The sequence below is a fragment of the Bradyrhizobium sp. CCBAU 051011 genome, from assembly GCF_009930815.1.
Lineage (GTDB): Bacteria > Pseudomonadota > Alphaproteobacteria > Rhizobiales > Xanthobacteraceae > Bradyrhizobium.
Window position 1 is genome coordinate 613,487 of record NZ_CP022222.1, and the last position, 21,159, is coordinate 634,645.

Annotated in this window: 23 protein-coding genes; 16 read left to right on the forward strand and 7 right to left on the reverse strand. The window is 61.7% G+C overall.

All coding sequences use genetic code 11. The annotated features are described in order from the left end of the window. Positions 1 to 7 precede the first annotated feature (7 nt). The 3 genes from ACH79_RS02955 (at position 8) to uvrB (ending at position 3,516) form a co-directional block, all read left to right on the forward strand. Positions 8 to 247, forward strand: coding sequence for a hypothetical protein (locus tag ACH79_RS02955; protein ID WP_161849688.1), 240 nt, complete (start codon positions 8 to 10; stop codon positions 245 to 247). A gap of 56 nt (positions 248 to 303) precedes the next feature. Then, complete coding sequence (locus tag ACH79_RS02960; protein WP_371419354.1) at positions 304 to 474, forward strand: hypothetical protein; 171 nt, start codon at positions 304 to 306, stop codon at positions 472 to 474. Between the two features lie 108 nt (positions 475 to 582). Continuing rightward, positions 583 to 3,516: an excinuclease ABC subunit UvrB gene (gene uvrB / locus ACH79_RS02965; RefSeq protein ID WP_161849689.1), complete on the forward strand. Its 2,934-nt coding sequence runs from the start codon at positions 583 to 585 to the stop codon at positions 3,514 to 3,516. A 41-nt stretch (positions 3,517 to 3,557) separates the two neighbouring features. On the opposite strand, the gene ACH79_RS02970 is transcribed toward uvrB, so the two are convergent. Together ACH79_RS02970 and ACH79_RS02975 are read right to left on the reverse strand one after the other, a co-directional pair. Then, entirely contained in the window at positions 3,558 to 4,544 is a 987-nt protein-coding gene (locus ACH79_RS02970; protein WP_161849690.1) for an integrase core domain-containing protein, read from the reverse strand. A 142-nt stretch (positions 4,545 to 4,686) separates the two neighbouring features. After that, positions 4,687 to 5,115, reverse strand: a complete 429-nt coding sequence (locus ACH79_RS02975) for a hypothetical protein (protein WP_161849691.1) — start codon at positions 5,113 to 5,115, stop codon at positions 4,687 to 4,689. A gap of 331 nt (positions 5,116 to 5,446) precedes the next feature. Between ACH79_RS02975 and ACH79_RS02980 the strand changes: the two genes are divergently transcribed. Continuing rightward, a complete protein-coding gene (locus ACH79_RS02980) occupies positions 5,447 to 5,872 on the forward strand; it encodes an SgcJ/EcaC family oxidoreductase (RefSeq protein ID WP_161849692.1) in 426 nt (141 codons plus the stop codon). Between the two features lie 116 nt (positions 5,873 to 5,988). On the opposite strand, the gene ACH79_RS02985 is transcribed toward ACH79_RS02980, so the two are convergent. Next, positions 5,989 to 6,477 carry a MarR family winged helix-turn-helix transcriptional regulator gene (locus ACH79_RS02985; RefSeq protein ID WP_246738404.1) on the reverse strand — a complete coding sequence of 163 codons (489 nt, stop codon included), beginning with the start codon at positions 6,475 to 6,477 and terminating at the stop codon, positions 5,989 to 5,991. A 185-nt stretch (positions 6,478 to 6,662) separates the two neighbouring features. On the opposite strand from ACH79_RS02985, the gene ACH79_RS02990 reads away from it, so the two are divergent. Both ACH79_RS02990 and ACH79_RS02995 read left to right on the forward strand, forming a co-directional pair. Then, positions 6,663 to 7,577 carry an alpha/beta fold hydrolase gene (locus ACH79_RS02990; protein ID WP_161849693.1) on the forward strand — a complete coding sequence of 305 codons (915 nt, stop codon included), beginning with the start codon at positions 6,663 to 6,665 and terminating at the stop codon, positions 7,575 to 7,577. A 40-nt stretch (positions 7,578 to 7,617) separates the two neighbouring features. Continuing rightward, positions 7,618 to 8,832 (forward strand): ABC transporter substrate-binding protein, encoded by a 1,215-nt coding sequence (locus tag ACH79_RS02995; protein ID WP_161849694.1) that lies wholly within the window; start codon positions 7,618 to 7,620, stop codon positions 8,830 to 8,832. 60 nt (positions 8,833 to 8,892) lie between these two features. Here ACH79_RS02995 and ACH79_RS03000 read toward each other — a convergent pair whose 3' ends face one another. Next, positions 8,893 to 9,864, reverse strand: coding sequence for a tripartite tricarboxylate transporter substrate binding protein (locus ACH79_RS03000; protein ID WP_161849695.1), 972 nt, complete (start codon positions 9,862 to 9,864; stop codon positions 8,893 to 8,895). Positions 9,865 to 10,302: 438 nt separating this feature from the next. Here ACH79_RS03000 and ACH79_RS03005 point away from each other — a divergent pair, with 438 nt between their 5' ends. Beyond that, positions 10,303 to 11,643 (forward strand): adenylate/guanylate cyclase domain-containing protein, encoded by a 1,341-nt coding sequence (locus ACH79_RS03005; protein WP_161849696.1) that lies wholly within the window; start codon positions 10,303 to 10,305, stop codon positions 11,641 to 11,643. Positions 11,644 to 11,875: 232 nt separating this feature from the next. Here the strand turns inward: ACH79_RS03005 and ACH79_RS03010 are convergent, their stop codons facing one another. Then, the gene (locus ACH79_RS03010; RefSeq protein ID WP_161849697.1) at positions 11,876 to 12,808 is read right to left on the reverse strand and encodes a hypothetical protein; all 933 of its coding nucleotides are present in this window, start codon (positions 12,806 to 12,808) and stop codon (positions 11,876 to 11,878) included. Beyond that, positions 12,750 to 13,508, reverse strand: coding sequence for a Crp/Fnr family transcriptional regulator (locus ACH79_RS03015; protein ID WP_161849698.1), 759 nt, complete (start codon positions 13,506 to 13,508; stop codon positions 12,750 to 12,752). The genes ACH79_RS03010 and ACH79_RS03015 overlap by 59 nt, the downstream gene beginning before the upstream one ends. Positions 13,509 to 14,132: 624 nt before the next feature. Between ACH79_RS03015 and ACH79_RS03020 the strand changes: the two genes are divergently transcribed. The 9 genes from ACH79_RS03020 to ACH79_RS03060 all read left to right on the forward strand — a co-directional run bounded on the left by ACH79_RS03020 (position 14,133) and on the right by ACH79_RS03060 (position 20,963). Beyond that, positions 14,133 to 14,555 carry an Rrf2 family transcriptional regulator gene (locus ACH79_RS03020; RefSeq protein ID WP_371419444.1) on the forward strand — a complete coding sequence of 141 codons (423 nt, stop codon included), beginning with the start codon at positions 14,133 to 14,135 and terminating at the stop codon, positions 14,553 to 14,555. Further along, on the forward strand, positions 14,552 to 15,229 hold the full coding sequence (locus ACH79_RS03025) for a class I SAM-dependent methyltransferase (RefSeq protein ID WP_246738405.1): 678 nt from the start codon (positions 14,552 to 14,554) through the stop codon (positions 15,227 to 15,229). The genes ACH79_RS03020 and ACH79_RS03025 overlap by 4 nt, the downstream gene beginning before the upstream one ends. Before the next feature lie 1,276 nt (positions 15,230 to 16,505). Beyond that, the gene (locus tag ACH79_RS03030; RefSeq protein WP_161849699.1) at positions 16,506 to 17,327 is read left to right on the forward strand and encodes a hypothetical protein; all 822 of its coding nucleotides are present in this window, start codon (positions 16,506 to 16,508) and stop codon (positions 17,325 to 17,327) included. A gap of 253 nt (positions 17,328 to 17,580) precedes the next feature. Then, positions 17,581 to 18,030 (forward strand): nuclear transport factor 2 family protein, encoded by a 450-nt coding sequence (locus ACH79_RS03035; protein ID WP_065753417.1) that lies wholly within the window; start codon positions 17,581 to 17,583, stop codon positions 18,028 to 18,030. Positions 18,031 to 18,192: 162 nt separating this feature from the next. After that, entirely contained in the window at positions 18,193 to 18,459 is a 267-nt protein-coding gene (locus tag ACH79_RS03040; RefSeq protein WP_161856186.1) for a hypothetical protein, read from the forward strand. Between the two features lie 171 nt (positions 18,460 to 18,630). Next, the gene (locus ACH79_RS03045) at positions 18,631 to 19,065 is read left to right on the forward strand and encodes a nuclear transport factor 2 family protein (RefSeq protein ID WP_161849700.1); all 435 of its coding nucleotides are present in this window, start codon (positions 18,631 to 18,633) and stop codon (positions 19,063 to 19,065) included. A gap of 91 nt (positions 19,066 to 19,156) precedes the next feature. Continuing rightward, on the forward strand, positions 19,157 to 20,068 hold the full coding sequence (locus ACH79_RS03050) for a hypothetical protein (RefSeq protein ID WP_246738406.1): 912 nt from the start codon (positions 19,157 to 19,159) through the stop codon (positions 20,066 to 20,068). Positions 20,069 to 20,252: 184 nt separating this feature from the next. Further along, positions 20,253 to 20,669 (forward strand): hypothetical protein, encoded by a 417-nt coding sequence (locus ACH79_RS03055; protein ID WP_161849701.1) that lies wholly within the window; start codon positions 20,253 to 20,255, stop codon positions 20,667 to 20,669. A 156-nt stretch (positions 20,670 to 20,825) separates the two neighbouring features. Beyond that, positions 20,826 to 20,963 carry a hypothetical protein gene (locus tag ACH79_RS03060; protein WP_161849702.1) on the forward strand — a complete coding sequence of 46 codons (138 nt, stop codon included), beginning with the start codon at positions 20,826 to 20,828 and terminating at the stop codon, positions 20,961 to 20,963. Between the two features lie 37 nt (positions 20,964 to 21,000). Here ACH79_RS03060 and ACH79_RS42845 read toward each other — a convergent pair whose 3' ends face one another. Beyond that, positions 21,001 to 21,144, reverse strand: coding sequence for a hypothetical protein (locus ACH79_RS42845; protein ID WP_202639169.1), 144 nt, complete (start codon positions 21,142 to 21,144; stop codon positions 21,001 to 21,003). Between the last annotated feature and the right edge of the window lie 15 nt (positions 21,145 to 21,159).

The window sequence follows — 21,159 nt, forward strand, 5'->3', positions numbered from 1 at the left end:
TCGCACCATGATCTATGGCGGCTTTGAAATACAGTCGTTCGAGGCAGGGAGAGGGCTATGGCACGCCAGGATTCAACGGGCCGATCAGGAACCGGTGGTGATCGATGGCATGGCGTTTCCGACCCTCGAAGTCGGTTTCGCGTGGTCGGATCCGGAAGCGGCGATCGCGGATGCGAAGGCCCATATCGACCGCTTCGGCCCGCGGTTCGCCGTGCGCCCGGCAACGCCGGCGGAAAGCCGGACCTAACCCTGGTCGGCCGACTGGCCGTCCCCACTGCCGAGCAGACGCTGCAGGCGACGCCGGTGCTCTCGACCTGTCCGGATTGCAGCGCGCCGCTCTCCGTGCTGCGCATCATCCCCGGCCGCGCCGGCGCCGAATACTGGACCATGCGCTGCACGCGCTGCGGCGGGATCCATCTGGATATCATCAAGGCGGCGTCGGTCAGAAAAGACACCAACGACCTGCTCGTTTAAGATTGCGCGGTTCCTGATCTTGCTGACATCTGCTGACAGGCGGAAGCGCACGCTTTTGCGCGGCCGTTTGCCCTTTTCTCGCTGGCTGACTCGTCCCATATTCGCCGCATGGCGAAGAAACCCGACACTCCCAAAAAGCCCGGCAAATCCCCGAAATCCAAGGCGCACCGGCCGGACGTTCAGCCGATCGGGCCGGCGCTGGCGGAACTGCTCAATCCCGCGCTCAACCGCGGCGATGCCGGCATGGGCTCGGGCACCGGCCTGCAGCCGCCGCCCGACAATTCCTGGGACCGCCGCGCCGGCGGCGAGGCGGCGGCGCATCGCGCGCGGGCCTCGACCAAGGGGACGAGCGACGACGTTGCCAAACGCGATGCCACACAGGGCCTCGACGAAGCCCCGCAAGCCAACTACGGCACCTCGGCGACCATCCCCACGCTCGACCCCGAACTCGCGCGCCAGCTCGGCCTGCCCACCGCGGAAGACGACGACGAAGCCCTCGCCCGCCCGCCGCGCAACAAGATGGAAGCGCTCGGCGTCAAGGCCACCGCCGACGCGCTGGAAAACCTGATCCGCGACGGCCGTCCGGAATTCCGCAAGGACGACGGCTCGATGAAGGTGTGGACGCCGCACCGGCCGCCGCGCCCGGAGAAATCCGAAGGCGGCGTGCGCTTCGAGATCAAGTCCGAATACCAGCCGAAGGGCGACCAGCCGACCGCGATCGCCGAACTGGTCGAGGGCATCAACCGCAACGACCGCACCCAGGTACTGCTGGGCGTCACCGGCTCGGGCAAGACCTACACCATGGCCAAGGTGATCGAGGCGACACAGCGCCCCGCCATCATCCTGGCGCCGAACAAGACGCTGGCGGCCCAGCTCTATGGCGAGTTCAAGAACTTCTTCCCCGACAACGCGGTCGAGTACTTTGTCTCGTACTACGACTACTACCAGCCCGAAGCCTACGTCCCGCGCACCGACACCTACATCGAAAAAGATTCCTCGATCAACGAGCAGATCGACCGCATGCGCCACTCGGCGACGCGTGCGCTCTTGGAGCGCGACGACGTCATCATCGTCGCCTCCGTGTCCTGCATCTACGGTATCGGCTCGGTCGAGACCTACACCGCGATGACGTTTGCGCTGAAGAAGGGCGAGCGCATCGACCAGCGGCAATTGATCGCCGATCTCGTGGCGCTGCAGTACAAGCGCACACAAGCCGACTTTACCCGCGGCACGTTTCGCGTGCGTGGCGACGTCATCGACATCTTCCCGGCGCACTATGAGGACCGCGCCTGGCGCGTGAACCTGTTCGGCGACACCGTGGAAAATATCGAAGAATTCGATCCGCTCACCGGCCACAAGCAGGACGATCTCGAATTCATCAAGATCTACGCCAACTCGCACTATGTGACGCCGCGCCCGACGCTGGTGCAGGCGATCAAGTCGATCAAGTCCGAGCTGAAACAGCGGCTCGATGAACTCAACAACCAGGGCCGCCTGCTGGAAGCGCAGCGGCTGGAGCAGCGCACCACCTTCGACCTCGAAATGATGGAAGCGACCGGTAGCTGCGCCGGCATCGAAAACTATTCGCGTTACCTCACCGGACGCCGCCCCGGCGAGCCGCCGCCGACGCTGTTCGAATACGTGCCCGACAACGCGCTGGTGTTCGCCGACGAGAGCCACGTCACCGTGCCGCAGATCGGCGGCATGTTCCGCGGCGACTTCCGCCGTAAGGCGACGCTCGCCGAATACGGTTTCCGCCTGCCCTCCTGCATGGACAACCGTCCGCTGCGGTTCGAGGAATGGGACATGATGCGCCCGCAATCGATCGCGGTCTCCGCGACGCCGAGCGGCTGGGAGCTGAACGAAAGCGGCGGCGTGTTCGTCGAGCAGGTGATCCGCCCGACCGGCCTGATCGATCCGCCGGTCGATATTCGCCCCGCCCGCACCCAGGTCGACGACCTCGTCGGCGAAGTCCGCGCCACCGCAGCGGCCGGCTATCGCTCGCTGATCACCGTGCTGACCAAACGCATGGCGGAGGACCTCACCGAATATCTGCACGAGCAGGGCATCCGCGTTCGCTACATGCACAGCGATATCGACACCATCGAGCGCATCGAGATCATCCGCGACCTCCGCCTCGGCGCCTTCGACGCGCTGGTCGGCATCAACCTCTTGCGCGAGGGCCTCGACATTCCGGAATGCGCATTGGTCGCGATCCTCGACGCCGACAAGGAAGGTTTTCTGCGCAGCGAGACCTCGTTGATCCAGACCATCGGCCGCGCCGCGCGCAACGTCGACGGCAAGGTGATCCTCTATGCCGACCAGATGACCGGCTCGATGGAGCGCGCCATTGCCGAGACCAACCGCCGCCGCGAAAAGCAGGTCGAGTACAATGAGGCCAACGGCATCACGCCGGAGAGCGTGAAGAAGTCGATCGGCGACATCCTCAACTCCGTCTACGAGCGCGACCACGTGCTGGTCGAAATCGGCGACGGCGGCATGGCGGACGACGTCATCAGCATCGGCCACAATTTCGAGGCGGTGCTCAACGATCTCGAAACCAGGATGCGCGAAGCCGCCGCCGATCTAAATTTCGAGGAAGCGGCAAGACTCCGCGACGAAGTCAAACGCCTCCGCGCCACGGAAATGGCTGTCGTCGACGACCCCACCGCCAAGCAGCGGAATGTGCAGAAACAGGCCGGCGCGTATGCGGGAACGAAGAAGTATGGCGAATCCGCGAACTTGCCGGTGAGCGCGATGAAAAAGAAAGGCGTGCAGGCCGCCCTAAAATCCAGCCGCAGCGGCGCGCCCTCCCCGAGTCCCGCCAGTTCCAAAGTCCACAAACCCCACCTTGACGAAATGCACGGCCCGGAATCCCTGCCCTATCGCCCCGACGCCACCAAGCCGCGCAAGCCGGAGCTCGGCGGCGGCAGCAAGATCTTCCAGCCGACCGACTCGCGACAGTCAGGGCCGGAGTTCGGCCCGGCGCCGCGGTCGAGCGGCGGCGCGCCTGGGCATCGGGGCGGGTGGAAGAAGCGGTAGCTGCCTCTCTCGTCAATAGCCGTCATTGCTGTCGATGTTCACTAATTCGCTGATTGGATCGCAGTGGTCTTGGTAGCGGCGAAGGCCTTGGGAGTTTGCCCCGCCAAGGCCTGATGGGGCCTGTGGTTGTTGTAGTAGATTAGGTACTCGAACAGTTCGTTGGCAAAGTGATCGAGATTGTCGAAGGTGGCGCCCTCGATAACGTCCTCGTCGAGGGTGCGCCAGAAGCGTTCGACCTTGCCATTGGTCTGCGGTCGATAGGGCCTGGAGTAGCGGTGTTTGATGCCAAGCTCGAGCAGCATGGCCTCGAACGGATGCTCGTCCGGCTTGGTGCGGGCGGCGAACTCGGCGCCGTTGTCGGACAGGATTTCCTGGAAGACGAGCCCATAGGTGACGTTGAGGGTGTTGATCATCTTCAGGGTCTTGAACATGACCGGCAGCGCCTTCTTGGACGTCAGGACCTCGGCCCAGGCCAGCCGCGAGCAGCTGTCGATCAGGCTGATGATGTAGGCCGTGACCGGGGGTGGCGCGAGGAACATATCGCGCGGCAATTGATGCAGATCGACGTGGCCCAGCTCCCCGAGCTTGTCCTTGATAATGCGACGTTTCTCCTCACGCATCGCCACCGTGCGGCGGTTCAGCTGGTAGCGTCTCAGCACCCGGTAGATCGTTACGGGCGAAGGTACCGTGTCGCGCTTCTCACGCAAGACGGCATGAATCTCGTAGCGGTTCATCCCCCGCCTGCGGTGGGCGACGATCTCCGCCTCGATCCCCTCCGGCTCGCGCCGTTCCCGCCATTTGGGCCCGCGCCGGCGCGGCAGCAGGTCCGCTTCCTCACCGCTCTGCAGATAGCGATTGTAATACTTGCGGAAGGTCTGCGAGCAGGTCCCGTGATGGCGGTAGAAGTCGCCGACCCGCTTGAACAGCGGGGATCGACCAGCCTTCACCGCCTCATATTCCGGGATCAGAAACCGCCACTTCTGCAGATAGTTGCGTTCAATCGTCCGGTCGTAGCTATTGTCGCGCATCGGATCGTCCTCCAGAGGAGCGATCCAATCAGCGAATTAGTGAACATGCACAATTGCGAGCCAACGGGTCGCACGAATGCGCGCCCCGATGACAGGCTCCGCGAAGCAATCCATCTCACCACACGTGGAAGCATGGATTGCTTCAGCACGGTCGATACATCTGCTGCAGCGGCCTTCCGCTCAGAAAGATAGTGTGAGGACTGAGACCGCCCCTGCGAGCGATCCAGCGGCGCACCGGTGTCGGATAGGTCGAGTACAGCATCACGGTTGCTTCGGGATCGGTGAAGGCACGACCATTGGGGCCGAAATTCCAGGCCGCATGGAAGCCGAGCGTCGCGCGCGAGGTTACGCAGATCCTGTCGTGAGGGAGCGCGCTGAGCACCATGGTGCATGCCGAGGCGCACAGACCGTCGATGATCACGGATTCGCCCGATGAGGCCAGGCGCTGATACTTGACGATGTAAGTCGCGATCCGACCGCCTCGATCATTCGTAATGCGTACTGCAGAACTTGCCTCTGACGCATTTAGCATCAGCAGAATTGCCGCGAGGAATCCGGTCATATACTTCATGTCCCACCCCTGGGTTCGAGCAAATCGATTTGGATCGCTTTGCGTGATGCGCGAAGCTGCAACAGGCTTGTTCAAGTTCGTGGCATTGTCTGGGCGCAAGGCGCCGACAGCAACGGTTCCCTCGCTGCAACCCGTGAACTGAACCGCACCTGGAACGAAAAAAATACCGCAAAGACGCCGCGCTGCTCCGGTTCGTCAATGCTGCTGACGGTAGTTCCCCGGAGTTGCTGTTCCACCAAACCCGGTCTGGGATGCGGCAGTCACTGCATCCACTTCGAGTCAGGACAACCACCGCCCCTGCATTCGCATCGTACATTGGTTGGAGATGATCATGCGCAGCATAGCCCTGGTGATTGCATTCGTGATCTCGTTGACCGTGCCGGCTTCGGCTCAGAAGGCCGAGATTGAAGCAATCAACACGAAATTCATGGAGTACTTCAACAAGGGCGACTTCTCCGGGATTGCGTCGCTCTACACCACTGATGCGACTGCATTGCCGCCCGATTCTGCGATGGTGCAGGGCCGGCCAGCCATCGAGGTAATGTGGAAAGGCATGGCGGAACAGGTTGGCGATCCGAAGCTCACAACCGTCGACGTCAAGCCGCTTGGTCCTTCGGCGGCACGCGAGATCGGCACGTTCGTCCTGAAGACCAAGGGAGCGACACCGCAGGAAGTGACCGGAAAGTATGTTGTTGTCTGGGAAAAGGTCGGAAACGACTGGAAGCTTGCCACCGACATATGGAACGCGGGCAAGTAGGATCGCTCGGGCCTGCTTCGCGCAATGGACGGCTGTGCATTTCGTGTTCGGCACGCGCCAGGCGCGGGCAGACCGTCGAAGATCGACGCCTTCCATTCCTCGCTGGAGCCTCAGCGTTACAGCTCGTCGAGAGCGGCCCAGTGCGGCACATGATCTGCAAGCTTGTCGAGGAGCCGTTCGAATTCCCTGCGCTCGGCCCGCGTCAGGCAAGCCAGCATCGCCTGCTCCCGCTCGCGCAAAGCCGGGATGTATTGCGCGTAAAGCGCCCGGCCGGCCGGCGTCATGAACAATAGCTGCCGGCGATTGTCTGACCTGTCGGCATCGCGGCGTAACAGCTTCTTCTTCTCCAGCGCAATGATCCCGCGGCTGATATTGGCCTTGAGGTGGCCCGAGAACTCGCAGATGTCGCTCGCGGTGACGCCCTCGCGGAAATTCAGGAAGATCAGGGTGACGATCTCCGGCCGGGTCAGGCCAAGCTCCATCTCGATCTTCCGAAACGACGGCTCCCGGTAGAAGTTCAGCACATAGCCCATCTTGTAGGCGATCTTGATCTCGGTGCCGCCACGCACGGCGGCGATCGCGTTCGCCTCCCGTTCCTGCGCCATTCGCGCGGACGCTCTGCCCCTGTCGGCTTTCCCGAATGGTCTCATATGTGACTTTATTGGTCTCATATGTGACTTTCTATTTGCTTTTCCGATTCGCGTCATCTTAAATCGCGGCCAACCCACAGGAACGGCCGGCGCTGGCCGTGGAAGATCGGGATAACAGGGAGCCGGCTCGGCGGAAGATCATGGGCGCGTTGGATGGACACGGATCCCGGTGCTTCTACTCGGGCACGCAAGCGCATCCGGTCTATGTCGATCACGTGCGGCCGCCTCACGGCGCGGGCAAACTTCCGATCGTGGCGGTGCACGGCGGCGGCCACACCGGCAGTTGTTATCTGGCAACGCCTGATCTGAGGGTCGGATGGGCGGATCGCTTCGCGGCCGCGGGCCGGCAGGTGTTCGTGCCGGACTGGCCGGGCCATGGCCGCTCGCCACAGCGGCCGGACTTCCCGCGGCTTGGAACTGAAGATGTCGCGACATCGCTGCTGGCGCTCCTGGAGGAGATCGGCCCGGCCGTGCTCCTCGTGCATTCGGCGAGCGGCCCGATGGCCTGGTGGATGGCAGAGCGGCGGCCCGACCTTGTCAGCGCGGTTGTCGGTATCGCGCCCGGCCCGCCGGCCAATCTGCTGAGGGATCTGCCGGAGAATCCGGCCGCCATCCTTGCGCTGCACGACGATGCAAGCGCCGGCCGTCCGGTCTATGCGGCCGAAGACAGGCCGGTATGGCTGAGCGCCGATTTTGCCGCCGCCTCCTGGGCGAACGCGCCGCGTTTCCCAAAGCCCGCATTCGAACGCTATTGCGCTTCGATCGTGCCGGAAAGCCCACGCATCCTCAACGAACGTTTCAACATCGGGGGCCGCGGGCTCAAGATCGATGATCCGAAGAACCTGCGCGGCACGCCTATCCTGATCGTGACCGGGGAATCTGATCCGCGCCATCCGCGCGAGGTCGACGAGCGAACCGCCGCCTATCTCGGCGCCGAATTCGTCTGGCTTCCGGACCGCGGCATCAACGGCAATGGCCACATGATGATGATCGAAGACAACAGCGATGAACTCGCCGCAATCGTCCTTGCCTGGCTCGATGCGGTCGAGCGCTGACGCCGATCACGCGAAATACACGGATTAGAGGAAACAAGGAATGAGATGGAATGTCCTCGGCAGTGCGCTTCTCGTTCTGATGCTTCCCCTCGCAGCTCAGGCCCAGATCAGTGGCGATGTCATCCGGATCGGCGTCTTGACCGACATGGCGGGCGTCACCGCCGACATCACCGGCAAGGGTTCGCTGGTCGCCGCCGAGATGGCCGTGCGGGAGATCGGTGGCACGATCCTCGGCAAGCCGGTGGAGGTCATCTCGGCCGATCATCAGCACAAGGCGGATGTCGGCTCGGCGATCGCCCGCCGCTGGTTCGATGTCGAAGGCGTCGATACCATCGTGGACGTGCCGAATTCGGGCGTCGCGCTCGCGATCCAGGGTCTGGCGCGCGAGAAGAAACGGATCGTTCTCTATTCCGGCGCCGGCACGACCGCATTGACCAATGAGCAGTGCTCTCCTTTCGGCTTCCACTGGACCTACGACACCTATGCGGTGTCGCACGGGACCGCCTCTGCCGTCGTCAAGAACGGCGGCACGTCCTGGTTCTTCCTGGCGTCGGACTACGCATTCGGACATCAGCTCCAGAACGATGCGACCGGGGTCATCACTGCGGCCGGCGGCAAGGTGCTGGGCGCCGCGCGCCATCCGCTCAACACATCGGACTTCTCGTCATTTCTGCTGAGCGCGCAAGCCTCGGGCGCCAAGGTGGTCGGCCTCGCCAATGCCGGCAACGACACCGTCACCGCGATGCGGCAGGCAGGCGAGTTCGGGCTGGTGCAGGGCGGGCAGAGTCTCGCTGCACTGATCCTGTTTCTTCAGGACGTGCACGCGCTCGGGCTCAAGGCTGCGCAAGGCACGTACCTGACGACGTCATCCTACTGGGACATGAATGACGCGACGCGCGCATGGTCGAAGCAGTTCATGGCGAAGACCGGCATGATGCCTTCGATGCTGCACGCCGGCGTCTACGGCGCGGCGCGCCACTATCTCAAGGCCGTCGCTCGCGCCGGCACCGACGATGCCGAACAGGTCGCGGCCGCGATGCGGAGCATTCCGATCGAGGACGTCTTCTCCGAAGACGCTGTTATCCGCGAGGACGGCCGCATCACCCGCACCATGTATCTCGTCCGGGTGAAGAAGCCTTCGGACTCGAAGCATCCCTGGGACTATTTCGAGATCCTCCGCAAAATTCCTCCCGAGGAGACCGTGTGGCCGCTCTCGGCGAGCAAGTGCCCTCTTGTCGGCAACGCGAACCGGTGATCCCCTGGTCCGATGTCGCGCCTGTTTCGCGACAGAGGCGGGTGCGCAGCCCCCTGCTGTTCACTCCCGTTTCATATCGGCCGCCAAAATCACCCTGCTCCACTTCTTGACTTCGTCAGCGATCAGCTTGCCGAAGTCAGCGGACGACCCGCCAAGAGCTGTGCCGCCCAGATTGGCAAGCCGCGCCTGGAATTTTGGATCGGCGATGCTGACGTTGATTTCCCTGTTCAGTTTTTCGATGACTTCTTCCGGCGTGCGTTTTGGACCGCCAATGCCGAACCATGCACTTGCCTCGTAACCGGGCAAGGTTTCGCCCAAAGCTGGAACGTCCGGCAATATCGGCGAGCGCGCCGCTGTCGTCACCGCCAGGGCGCGAAAACTGCCGGCCCTGATATATTCGATCGATGAGAGCAGCGGGCCAAAATAGACCTGCGCTTCCCCGGTGAGAAGGGCAGGAAATACCTGCGCACCCCGATAGGGCACGTGAAAGAGATCGAGGCCGGCCATCGTTTTGAACATTTCGCCCGCCACGTGGGGCAGCGATCCGATCCCCGCTGACGCCATATTGACCTTGCCGGGATTGGCCTTCGCGTAGGCGATGAACTCCGCGACTGTCTTGGCGGGAACCGACGGGTGAACCTCCATGACCAGGGGCACACGAACGATACTTGCGATCGGCGCGATGTCGCGGATGACGTCGAAGCTAAGCTTGAACATTGTCGCATTTATCGCATTTCCTGCGCCGACCAACAGCAGCGTGTAACCGTCCGGCGCTGCTCGCACGACCGCCTCAGCCGCGATGTTGCCGGTAGCGCCGCTGCGGTTCTCGATGACAAATGACTGTCCAAGTCGCTCCGACAGCGATTGACCGATCAATCGCGCGACGACGTCGGGCGCCCCGCCGGCGCCAAAGCCTTCGAGCAGATGCACCGGTCGGGTCGGGTAACTCTGCGCGAAAGCGAACCGAGATGATATTGGGAGCGTGGAAGCGGCCACTGCCAGATGCAGGAATTGACGGCGCGGAACGTTCATTGCGGCCTCCCCGAACTGTTGGGATGCGAAGCCCTGCGGAGCCGCACGGGACCCGCATACATTCAGATGTCAGTTTAATTCTGATGCGCGCCCGCCGACGGCATGAGCGCTGCGGCTAAATAAAAGGGACTTCGGCACGTCCCGCTCTGCAGCTCCTGATCAGGCTACATCGGTTGCACGGCCGGCGAAAGACATGAATGAGAGCCAGGTTGCACCTCATGTATCAGCAACTTTACAAAGCTGACGAGCCGACCGCTCCATGAAGCATAAGCGGACATCGCGGCCGCACGTTGCATCGCCTTGGGTTCCCCTGACCGCTGCGGTACCCAAGGGTGGGCGGGAGTCGAGCCCGCCAAAATTTTCTACCGGATTTCGCTGGCCCGACGCGCAATGAGGTGCGAAAATCGCGCCGCGCGGTTTGTCACGCAGTAGGCCAACATGGCTGACATCCCGGCCACTCACTACGTCAGAAGTGACGACGTCCATATTGCCTATCAGGTGATTGGCGACGGTCCGCGCGACCTGCTGTTCGTCCCGGGCTTTGTCTCGAATGTTGAAGCGCTTTGGCAATCGCCGGCGCGCGCCGCCTTTTTTCGCAAGCTTGCGACGTTTGCGCGGGTCATCACGTTCGACAAGCGCGGCACCGGAATGTCTGATCGCGGCTCCCAGATCTTCACGCTTGAACAGCGGATGCACGACGTGCAGGCCGTGCTTGACCAGGTTGGCTCCCAGCGGGCCACCTTGTTTGGCGTGTCCGAGGGCGGTCCGATGTCGCTGCTCTATGCAGCGACATATCCCGAGCGCACGTCGGCTCTGGTGCTCTATGGCACCTATGCGCGACGCTCGTGGGCGCCTGACTACACATTCGCATGGACCGATGCGCAATGGAGCACTTTCCTCGACGACATTGAGCGCCACTGGGGCTCGGCAGATGCAATGAGTTTGCTGATGTGGGCGCCTAGCCTTACCGGCAACAAGCAGGCACTTGAGCAAATCGCCGCCTACTTCAGGGCCTCAGCAAGCCCCGGCGCGGCATCTGCGGTCTTGCGCATGAACCGGGAGATCGATGTCAGGGATATCCTGCCCGTTACGCGTGTACCGACCCTGATTTTGCATCGCACCGATGAGCGCGTGCTTGACGTCAGGCATGCGCGCTACATGGCGCAGCATATTCCTGGCGCAAAACTGATTGAGCTCAGCGGTCAGGATCATGTGGCCTGGGTTGGCGATCAGGATGCAATTATCAACGAGGTCGAAGAGTTCGTCACCGGGCATCGGCAAATAGCGGAGCCGGACCGGGTGCTTGCGACAGTGCTCTTCGTCGACATCGCGGGATCGACGGAACGCGCCTCCGCACTCGGCGACGGCGCTTGGCACGTGCTGCTCGACGCGTTCTATGCCAAAGCTCGGGGCGTGCTCGGCCAATATCGAGGTCGCGAAGTCAACACCGCCGGCGACGGTTTCCTGGCCACGTTCGACGGTCCTGCGCGCGCCGTGCGTTGCGCCAGCGCAATCGGCGATGCGGTGCGCCCCCTCGATCTGAAGGTCCGTTGCGGTTTGCATACCGGCGAGTGCGAATTCGTCGCTCACGATATTGTTGGTATTGCCGTGCATATTGGCGCGCGTGTCGCGGCGCTGGCGGCCCCGGGTGAAGTTCTGGTCTCACAGACGGTTCGCGATCTCGTCGCAGGCTCCGGATTGACGTTTGAAGAGCGCGGCCGTCACATTCTCAAAGGCGTGCCCGACAAATGGCGTCTGTTCCGTGCGTTGACGACCTAGCACGCTTCATCCGCCATGCGGTCAGAGCAACGAACGATCGCTTTTGGCCGTTTCGGACGTGACGAGCAAGATCGTCCATATCCGTTATCGCGGGCACAACGGAAGTGGCGCAGACCAACTCCGACCGCGCCTTTTGACCCATTGCGGAAGGCGCCTCTCCTCAGCGACGTCTAACCGAATTCGGTTTGGCGCTGGCAGTGATCAATGGTGCGCTGCTCTCAACTGTGCTCATTCAATTCGCGCTATCATTCCGCGGCTGGTTGCCGATGGTTCGATCGGAGCCCCGAGCTTGGACGTCGCCACCTTCCGACGTCCTTGCACGCGGCGCGTCGGTTTGTTCCTCGTCCGCAGGTGGCGAAGGTAGTTGGGGTTGATCTTTGCCGCGATTGCCGAGGAAGCGCCGGTGCAATTTTTCGCCCTGGTCGAAAATAATGTTGAGCAGCCAGCCTGCGATGGGTCGCGCGATCGCACGAAACGGTTTGGCGATGATGAAACCGCCTTTGACATTTTCGATCGGGAAGGCCAATGCGTTGATCAGCGTATCGGCGGAAACTTGCCGATAGTTTTCCGCCAAATGCTCCGTGTTCATCAGCATCTGGATGGCAGGTTTGTCGCTTTCACCGTCGACCAGGATCTTTGAGGAGAACTTATTGTCCGAGCCGGCTAGTGCATTGGCCTGCGCAGGTGCGATGGGATGCAAGCGCACGACGCTGGCTTCGGTTTGCTGGCGGTAATGCACGGCCAGCGTAAGCTGGCCCATCTGCACCGCAGCCAGCAACGTATTGAGATAGTCGGCATCGAGCTCGGGTTTGTCGAAACTTACGCCCGGAACCATTTCTATGATATCGAGAATGCGGCCCAGATCAGCGGCCGCTGCGGCGCGGTTAGCAAGACTGGCGGCTAGGTCGGCAATTGCCGTGGAGGCGTTCGCGAACTGTCCGCTGACGCTTTTCATGGCGCCTGTGGCCAGATTTTGAGTTTTGAAAGCACGCCCAACCCCTTCGTGAATTTCCGCGCCTCCGGCGTCACCGGTTCTCAGCGCCTCGCGACAATCGCGGCAGACACGGCCGATACGCCCAGTCCAGCAAGCCCCAAACTCGAAACGATCATCCACCGTGAGACTTGCCGGCTGACGGAAAATGCAGGCGCGGCGTCTCGGCTTCATTCGGGAGGATCCGATCGGTCTCATGGCGCATGATGCTATAGCATTCGCAGGTAGCTTCCTCGAGCCGCGGCCTGTCAATTTCGATCAAGCCCCGCCGATCGGATCTGATAGCACCAACGGCACGGAGTTTGGCAACCATCTGTGTCACGGTCGTTCGTCGCACTCCAAGCAATTGCGAAAGCGTTTCCTGCGTGACTGACATGATGGGGCCCTCGCTGCGATCGTGCAGCTCAAGCAGCCAACGGGCCAGGCGGGTCTCGACCGGGTGCAACCCATTACAGGCTGCGACGTGCTGGAGCTGCGATAGAATCCACCCCGTGTGCGCCTGAACCACGTCTCTGATGGCGCTGCTTCTCATGTAGGCAGCGTGAAACCGCGATACGGAAATCTGGGATGCGGTGCCGCCTACCCGCACGACCGCGGTCACGGAAGAACGGGAGGGCCCCAGGACCGATAGAGCGCCAAGGGCTCCCTCGCGCCCGATAACCGCGGTTGCAATCGTTGCTCCGTTCGGCATGTCGAGCATGAAGGAAATGGCCCCGCTGTGGGGAAAGTAAACATGCTCGCGTCGATCTCCCGATCGCACGACCACGGCATCCTGTTCAAGCGAGACCTTCTGGAGATGAGGGCTGAGCAACGCGAGGTCCGCCGGCGGCAATGCAGCTAGGAGACGATTACCGCCATTGGCAGGACGCCCCATCACCGGGGACTCCTTCTCTCAGCAGAACGCGCAGCTCTCCTGCAATGTCTTTGGCGGCTGCGTTGTCTGTGCTGCGGCGATACCAAATCGACCTTCATTGTGCTGGCTTGGAAATTACCTCTTGGATGCAACATTCACTCACTACCGCAACCCGCTGGGCCGGTAAAGGTCGCTAATGGCGATCATCTTTCGGGGACTAGGATGCAGGTTGCCGGTTACGATAAGAACAGTTGGCTTCGGCTCTGAGCGGAGTTGGGGAACCTACGGGAGCAGACTGCACTCTGGCAGCATCTTACAGCGCGACACTGGGGTGCCGGGGTCGTCATGATGTGCTTCCAGGTGCCATTGCGACGCTCGCTCGCCTGCAAAGTACCTCGGCAAGACGGGCGGTGGTGGATAGGTCGGTTGTGAGCCGAAGTGATCGACGACTTCCGCCTTTGGCCCCATAGCCGACGCCGGCATTTGGGACCCTTTCCGGACATTCGTATTTGCCCGACTTCAATGTTGAGCATCCGCGTCACCAGCGGTCTGTCGGACAGCTTGACACTCAATCCATCATGTAACAACATATGTTACATGAGAAGAGACAGTCGTTTATCGGACGTGCTCCACGTCCTTCTGCACATGGCCCGACAAGATACACCCGCAACCTCGGAGGTTCTTGCGAAGGCTATGCGCACCAATCCTGTTGTGCTTCGTCGGACAATGGCTGGTCTACGCGATCGAGGATTTGTTCAGTCCGAGAAAGGGCATGGCGGCGGCTGGACGCTTGCTTGCGATCTTTCGAAGGTGACGATGCTCGACATTTACCTGGCGCTCGGCAAGCCGGCCTTGTTTGCCTTCGGCAATCGATCCGACGCGCCGGACTGTTTGGTGGAGAAAGCCGTCAACGCCAACCTGAACCAGGCCTTCCTGGAGGCTGAGCAGAGGCTGATGACCCGGTTTGGCGAAATAACCCTTTCCAAGCTCAACGCCGACCTTCAATTGCGGGTTAAACAACGCCGTGACGCTCTCGACGTGGAGAAAATTCACGGAGGCGCGGCGTGAAACCTTCTGTCTTTGACGCACGCGCCGCCAGCTCTTACGCTGAAGGCCCACCACGACAAGTTCCTGGTTATTCGAGCTTGCACCGCATGGTGTCACTGCTACTCGCAGAGCGAACCCCACAGGATGGCCGCGTGCTGGTCTTGGGTGCTGGGGGCGGCCAGGAGCTCAAGGCGATGGCGGAAGCGCATCCAGGATGGTCATTCGACGGGGTGGATCCCTCCAGCGAAATGCTTCGTCTGGCCGTTCAAGTGGCGGGGCCGGACGCTGCACGCATGCGGTTTCATCGAGGCTACATTGACGACGCTCCCGGCGGGCCTTTCGATGCTGCCACATCCATTTTGACTTTCCATTTCATCCCTCATGACCAACGCCTCGAAACCTTAAAGCAAATGCGGCGTCGGTTGAGAGTCGGTGCACCCTTCGTCCTGGTCCATCTCAGCTTCCCGCAAACTGAGCCTGAGCGGTCGATATGGATAGACCGTCATGTCGCGTATGGCCTGTCGAATGGATTAGAACCGGCCGATGCCAAGAGAGCCCGCCAAGCAATCAGCAACGGACTAACAATCCTGTCGCCCGAAGAAGACGTGGCCATGCTCCGCCTTGCCGGATTTTCGAATGCTAGCCTGTTCTATGCAGGATTGAGCATCAGAGGCTGGGTCGCCTACGCCGAATAGCTCTGTCCGTCGCCGGCACAGAGGCGTTGGCCAATGTGCCCTCCAGAGCGCGTGGCCGGCCTCCATCACCGGGATCTTGGCCAGGGCCGATGCTTGGCGCGCCATTTCGGGCCGGGGCCCCGCATGTAGTGCAGCTCGGGCCGGTAGCTATCGCGTACGTCCATAACCAGGTTGTGAGCGACGCTGGCGAAGTCGGAAGCTGTCTCGGCCGTCTTGCGGGCAAAACCAGATATTGCGGTCCAGCGCGCACAAGCGGGTGCGATCGCACGGGGGCTGACGATGCTTTTCCAGATCATCTTTTTTCTCCGTCCGGTTGGATTTGGGCACTGTGATGATCTATCGGATCGGAGCAGCGACCGCGCCAGAGCGATTGCCGTACCTGCAGAGCGATTGCTGCTAACGCCTGTGCCTCAGCTCGTGAAAGAACCACTAGAGATTGCGTGGCTTGTCAGGCAAATCAGGCATGGCTTGGTCCAGTCGTCCTTGCAAAAATATTCCGCTTCGCGATTACCCCAAATCACTCCTACAACTCCCGCCATCCCGCACCCGCTGGAGGGGCGTATCGCGATCGTCACGGACGTTGGGCGCGGGATGCGGTGGACGCGGCAGCGTCGGGCGCGCCAGTAATCGCAGGGCGGGCTTTGTCCTGTGAGCGATCGAACGGTGCGCGACGAACGGCGCTTAAACGCCTTCGCCAGAACTTTGATTTGGCAGCATGCGGGCCAATCGAAACATTCTGGCGGGGGAAGCCGCGGACGGCAAAGGCGTGTGGTTCTGGCACCCGTGGCTGGTGTCAAGCTGGCGGAGATTGATCTGTCACAACCGGGCTTCGATCGATCGTCAATTCGTCAGCGACGGAGGCCAAAGGAATTCGGCTCCGGGAAGAGCGCGCTATAAACCGTTAAAACCATTGCGCAGGGAAGGCCGGGTGTTCCGGCGCACCTGCAGTCCGCCGTGTGCACCCCTGTGCGCACGACTGCGGGTGTCATGGGCACCCGGCCTTCCCTGCGCCCTCTTCGATTTTCGAGGGCAACGCAGATCGCAAAACTCGGGCGCAATGCGCCGCGAGAATGTGGAGATGTGTCCACCGTCATTGCGAGCGGAGCGAAGCAATCCATCTCTCCGAGCACGCAGAGCCATGGATTGCTTCGTCGCTGCGCTCCTCGCAATGACGCGGAGCGAGCGTTGATGGCTGTTTGACATTCGAATCCGCGCATTGTCGTCTGCCACAAAAACCTGTCTAGTGACGAACAAAAGGCCACCACGGGAGACTCTCTTGAAAACAATCCGCGCGGCAATCCTGCTCGCACTCGTGAGCCCACCGGCCTTCGCGCAAACCAAGGACAAGGCGCCGAACGCCGACCGGCCATTGCTCGCGACATTCTGCGATGCCGCTGACATCAAGGGATCGGCCTGCAGGCGGGCCAAGGCATATCCCGGCGGCAAGCGGTGCGACGTCAAGCTGCGGCCGGATCGTTACAGCGGCAAATTCCTCGCCGACGGCAGCACGCTTCTCGTCGTCAATTACGAGAGCGGCTGCGAAGCGCACGCCAATGATTTCGGCGGCTCCGTGATCTTCGAGCAGAAGGATGGCGCCGCCATCTTCAACGGATATCAGCCGGGCTTTCAGGTCAACGATTGCATCACGCTTGCGCGCAATGACAAGCAGGACCGGTTGATCTGCATCACCGGCCATATCGGGCAAGGCCATCTCGAATCCGGCGTCGCCGAAATGGTGTTCACCCGCGACTTCAACAAGACGATCGATATGTCCCTGAACTATTTCGTGACCGGAGAGGACGCGGTCGGCGCCTACGGATCCAACGTCGTCGAGTGCAAGGAGACGTCGAAATATTTCGGCTTCGCCAGGCTCGGCGCCGGACCAGCGCCCGATACGGTTGCCGTCGAGATCGCCCATGCCGACAAGGCGACCATCGAGACCGCATGCACCAAGGGCTTTCCGAAGCCGAAGCAGCTCTTTGGCGAGCTTGGGCCCGGCGAGGCCTATGTCCCGCCCGGACACGAGAAGAAAGCGAGGTTCGTGATTGACCTCACCACCAGCAAGGCCGTGCCGGAAGCAGAGTTCGCCAAGCGGTAACATGAGCCGCTATGGTTACCCGAAAATAGCGTCGCCGGCATTGCGAGCGCCGCCGCGGGAGCCGCCCCGCCGCGCAACGGTGATGGCCTACCGCAGGCCGGCGTTGTGCAGCCGCCGTTGAACCTTTCGCCGGGCAGGCGCGTCAAAGCCCTTTCAGAATACTTTAAGTCCTTTTGCCGATTGTTGGTCGTGCCGTTCCGTTCACAATGGATACGGCCCGCGAAAGCCGGCTCGAACACAGGTAGGTGGGCGAATGACCGAGGGATCGAATCGCCAGCGCGTGCTGGATTTCCTCAACGTCCTGTATTCCGGCGACGTCGAAGCCGCGCTGGAGCGCTGCACCGACGATTGCGAATCCCTCGCCAACGCCCCGATCGACATCCTTCCGCATATGGGTCATCGCCGCGGCAAGGCCGAGCTGCGCGAGATGTGGAATGCGGTGCGCGCCCGCTATTCCGAGCTGCGCTGCGAGGTGCCGATGCTGGTCACCGAGGGCGACAAAGCGGCCGCGTTCATCCGCGTGTTCTTCCGCAAGAACATCAATCAACGCATGGTGCAGTTCGACATCGCCGGCTTCTACACGCTGCGCGACGGCAAGATCAGCCACATCAGGGAAATCATCGACACCTTCGACCTGGTCCAGCAACTGCTCGAGCGCGACATCGCCGCGATCCTGACCGGCCGGCGGCCCGACCCGATCTAGCGCGGTCGTTCACTCGGACCAGCGACGCGGATCCCTGATGGCCCGTCGCGCAATGACGCATCAACAGGCAGCACATCCGCACCGCTCATTTTCCCGGCACCCTTGAACCTCATCGCGTTCAACGTGACACACCACAAGGCTTGTTCCGGACCAGATGAAGATATGAAAATCGCGTTGCTGGCTTTGCTTGGTTTGGCGTTGGGGGCGCTGGGAGGCGCGGCACTGGGCATCGGGGCGGGTCTGGTCTGGGTGGAAATCTTCAGAACCACGAGTTTTGAAGGCTATAGCGGGATGCTGGTGTTCTTCACCTTCATGCCGCTGGGGGCCGCAATCGGCGGTATCGGCGGTGCCCTGCTGTTCGGCATCATCGCCATCCGCGACGCCGAGATCGCCATCGAACGCGAGCCGGTGCGTCGCCACGACCGCTAAAGCGGCCTAAACCGCCGCATTTGTGCAATGCAGAAACGGCAATTGCGTTTTGGCCGAACTACTCTATTTCTGGCTGCAACAGTGAAGTTCGGCATTTCGGCCCGGCATCGATGAAGACGCTCCGTTGGCGCGCTTGCCGTTTTTAATTCCAGTTCCAAGGACCAGATCAAAATGACAGAGCATAGTCTCTGGCGTTTTTCGCGCGCGTTGCATCGCGCGATCAATGAACGCCAGCCTGCCGATCTCGAAGCCGTGCTCGACGAAGACGTCGACTGGGCGATCTATGGACCGATTGACATGTATCCGTTCTTCGGCTCGCGCCGCGGCAAGGCCGCCGTGATCGATGTCATCAGGCAGATCGCCGACAATTTCCGCGTCCACCGCTTCGACCGCGAATCGATCATGCTGGGCGTGGACTCGGCCGCCTCGATGATGCGCTATTCGCTGACCGCGCTGGATTCGAACAAGCCGATCAGCCTGCGCATCGCCCATTTCGCCCAGTTCAAGGCCGGCCGCCTGACCAACTTCCGTGTGCTGGTCGACACCTTCGACCTGGTCGAGCAGACCGTGGGCTATCCGATCAACCTGCCGCGGATGGCGGTTTAGTTCGGTCGTTCGCTGCACCCGCCATAATTTCGCAACAGAGCGAACGCATTCTGGGCGCGACTTGGAATGCGGGCGGGCAATGATTCCGAAAATGCGATTTGGCTGGGCGCGGCTGCCAATGCTGGTGGCCGGCGTAAGTTTGGCTGCGATGCTGGCGGCCGCGGCGCAAACGCCGCCGGCGGACGACGAACCGGAGACGCAGGAGGCTGAAGAGGTCGAGCAGGCGCCTGCGGCTCCCAGCGTCAACGACGTCGACATCATGAAGGACATCGACGTCGATAAACTCGACTGGAGCCAGCTCAATGTCGATGCATCGACCCTGATGGACCTGGCGGCGAAAGGAAGCAGCTCGTCGAAAGGCGCGGCCAGCGCCGACGCTTCATGGTCCGCCAATGAAAGGGCGAACGGCACTTCCGCGGTGTCGGTCAAGCAATCGATCTCGCCGTTCTGGGATACGCGCATCGGCGCCGACATGACGGTCGCCCGGCAAGGCACGGCGACGACGTCCGAACTGCTTTCGGAACGGCTGGCCAATGGCGGCAGCCTGCCGCAATCGTCCGGCAGCGCCTGGGCGGCGATCACCGCTCCCGGCGTGGCCTCGATCTGGGACAAGACCGCAGTCGAAGCCCGCGTCGATCCCGGGTCCGAGCAGAGCAAGCTCGGCACCTCCTTAAGCAAGTCGCTGCCGATCAGCGAGCAATATTCGCTGACGCTACGAAACGACTACAACCTGATCCAGCAGGGCATCGTGCCGGTGCCCGGCATCGTCAGCCATCCGTCCCGCAGCTACGAGACCGACCAGTCGGCACGGCTCAGCATCGCCGATACCGGCACCAGCTTCCTTGCTGGCCAGACCCTGTCGACCTCCGATGACAGGTGGCTGCGCAAGGTCGGCGCCGAGCAGAAGCTGTTCGACGGCGTCACCATCTCCGGCTCGATCGGCGAAACGCCCTCGGGCGTTGCCAGCAAGAGCCTCAGCGCAGGCTTCAGGCGGAGCTGGTAAGGAGTGAAATCGGCCGATTTGGCTAGGGTTTTCAGCCCCTTAAGGTTAACGCCGGAGAATGAACGACCATTGCCGCAGATTGGCCAAGATGCGGTCAAAATCGGCGGGACAGATGGGACCCGCTCCACTTCGTCGTGCGGGGGACTGTCCGCGCTCGCCTGAAAGCGAAACAGAGGAATAGCCGATGAACGCTACCAATCGTTCCGAACAGACTGATGCAAACACGGAGGTCGACAGCGATCTCGCCGCCGTCTCCGAAGTCGAGGCCGGCATCCGCGATTTCGTTCGCAACGATATCGCCTATCTGCGCCGCCCCGCAGTCGCTCCGGACACCGCGCCGCTCGACGCCAATGCGGAAGCCACCGTCAACAACGTCAATTCGCTGATCCAGCGCGTCGCCGGCACCTCGCTGGCGGAAATCGAGAAGCTGATTTCCGAACTCGAAAGCCTCCGCGACCTGCTGCATGCCGAAGGCCAGCGCGTTCAACGCGAGATCTCGGGCTACGCCCAGCTCAGCCAGGCGGCGATGAAGTCGACGCGCATGATCGCCGACAACGTCACGCAGTGGAAGCGCGCCGCCGACGGTCTGCGCAACGCCTGATCTGATCGTTGCAAAAATCTAACACTCCGCCGCGTTCCGTACCGGAGCGCGGCGGTTTTGTTTGGCTGTGTTCGATCTGAACTTTATAAGCACGGTCGCGTCCAAGCACCGCTGTCGTCACGTGGCGACAGGCATCTTTTTAAGGACACACCGGCGATGCAAAACGTTCAGCCAGACAACGTCGATTCAATGCCGTTGCGGCAATCGTCCCATAGCATGGGCACGCTCGTGATCCGCTTCGTCGGACTGCTGACGCTCGCGGTCGTGGCAATGACGCTTATCTGGAGCCGCTGAACTTTTCGTCAGCGTTCACGACTATCCGATCCCACGATTACTGACGCGCGAACGAGGTTTCCTCGATCGTGTAGACGCCGTCGGCGTAGGACTTCACCACCATGGTGGCGGTCAGCATCACCGCCAGCGTGACGGTTGCGAAGACAAAGCCGACGAATTTCAGGCTGCTGCGATCTGCCATGTTCATCCCCTCGGT

What these genes read in the sequence shown, in the direction of transcription:
- ACH79_RS02955 (WP_161849688.1), top strand. Translation starts at nt 8, where the DNA reads ATGATCTATGGCGGCTTTGAAATACAGTCGTTCGAGGCAGGGAGAGGG.
- uvrB (WP_161849689.1), top strand. Translation starts at nt 583, where the DNA reads ATGGCGAAGAAACCCGACACTCCCAAAAAGCCCGGCAAATCCCCGAAA.
- ACH79_RS02970 (WP_161849690.1), bottom strand. Translation starts at nt 4,544, where the DNA reads ATGCGCGACAATAGCTACGACCGGACGATTGAACGCAACTATCTGCAG.
- ACH79_RS02975 (WP_161849691.1), bottom strand. Translation starts at nt 5,115, where the DNA reads ATGAAGTATATGACCGGATTCCTCGCGGCAATTCTGCTGATGCTAAAT.
- ACH79_RS02980 (WP_161849692.1), top strand. Translation starts at nt 5,447, where the DNA reads ATGCGCAGCATAGCCCTGGTGATTGCATTCGTGATCTCGTTGACCGTG.
- ACH79_RS02985 (WP_246738404.1), bottom strand. Translation starts at nt 6,477, where the DNA reads ATGGCGCAGGAACGGGAGGCGAACGCGATCGCCGCCGTGCGTGGCGGC.
- ACH79_RS02990 (WP_161849693.1), top strand. Translation starts at nt 6,663, where the DNA reads ATGGGCGCGTTGGATGGACACGGATCCCGGTGCTTCTACTCGGGCACG.
- ACH79_RS02995 (WP_161849694.1), top strand. Translation starts at nt 7,618, where the DNA reads ATGAGATGGAATGTCCTCGGCAGTGCGCTTCTCGTTCTGATGCTTCCC.
- ACH79_RS03000 (WP_161849695.1), bottom strand. Translation starts at nt 9,864, where the DNA reads ATGAACGTTCCGCGCCGTCAATTCCTGCATCTGGCAGTGGCCGCTTCC.
- ACH79_RS03005 (WP_161849696.1), top strand. Translation starts at nt 10,303, where the DNA reads ATGGCTGACATCCCGGCCACTCACTACGTCAGAAGTGACGACGTCCAT.
- ACH79_RS03010 (WP_161849697.1), bottom strand. Translation starts at nt 12,808, where the DNA reads ATGAAGCCGAGACGCCGCGCCTGCATTTTCCGTCAGCCGGCAAGTCTC.
- ACH79_RS03015 (WP_161849698.1), bottom strand. Translation starts at nt 13,508, where the DNA reads ATGGGGCGTCCTGCCAATGGCGGTAATCGTCTCCTAGCTGCATTGCCG.
- ACH79_RS03020 (WP_371419444.1), top strand. Translation starts at nt 14,133, where the DNA reads ATGGCCCGACAAGATACACCCGCAACCTCGGAGGTTCTTGCGAAGGCT.
- ACH79_RS03035 (WP_065753417.1), top strand. Translation starts at nt 17,581, where the DNA reads ATGACCGAGGGATCGAATCGCCAGCGCGTGCTGGATTTCCTCAACGTC.
- ACH79_RS03040 (WP_161856186.1), top strand. Translation starts at nt 18,193, where the DNA reads ATGAAAATCGCGTTGCTGGCTTTGCTTGGTTTGGCGTTGGGGGCGCTG.
- ACH79_RS03045 (WP_161849700.1), top strand. Translation starts at nt 18,631, where the DNA reads ATGACAGAGCATAGTCTCTGGCGTTTTTCGCGCGCGTTGCATCGCGCG.
- ACH79_RS03050 (WP_246738406.1), top strand. Translation starts at nt 19,157, where the DNA reads ATGCGATTTGGCTGGGCGCGGCTGCCAATGCTGGTGGCCGGCGTAAGT.
- ACH79_RS03055 (WP_161849701.1), top strand. Translation starts at nt 20,253, where the DNA reads ATGAACGCTACCAATCGTTCCGAACAGACTGATGCAAACACGGAGGTC.
- ACH79_RS03060 (WP_161849702.1), top strand. Translation starts at nt 20,826, where the DNA reads ATGCAAAACGTTCAGCCAGACAACGTCGATTCAATGCCGTTGCGGCAA.
- ACH79_RS42845 (WP_202639169.1), bottom strand. Translation starts at nt 21,144, where the DNA reads ATGGCAGATCGCAGCAGCCTGAAATTCGTCGGCTTTGTCTTCGCAACC.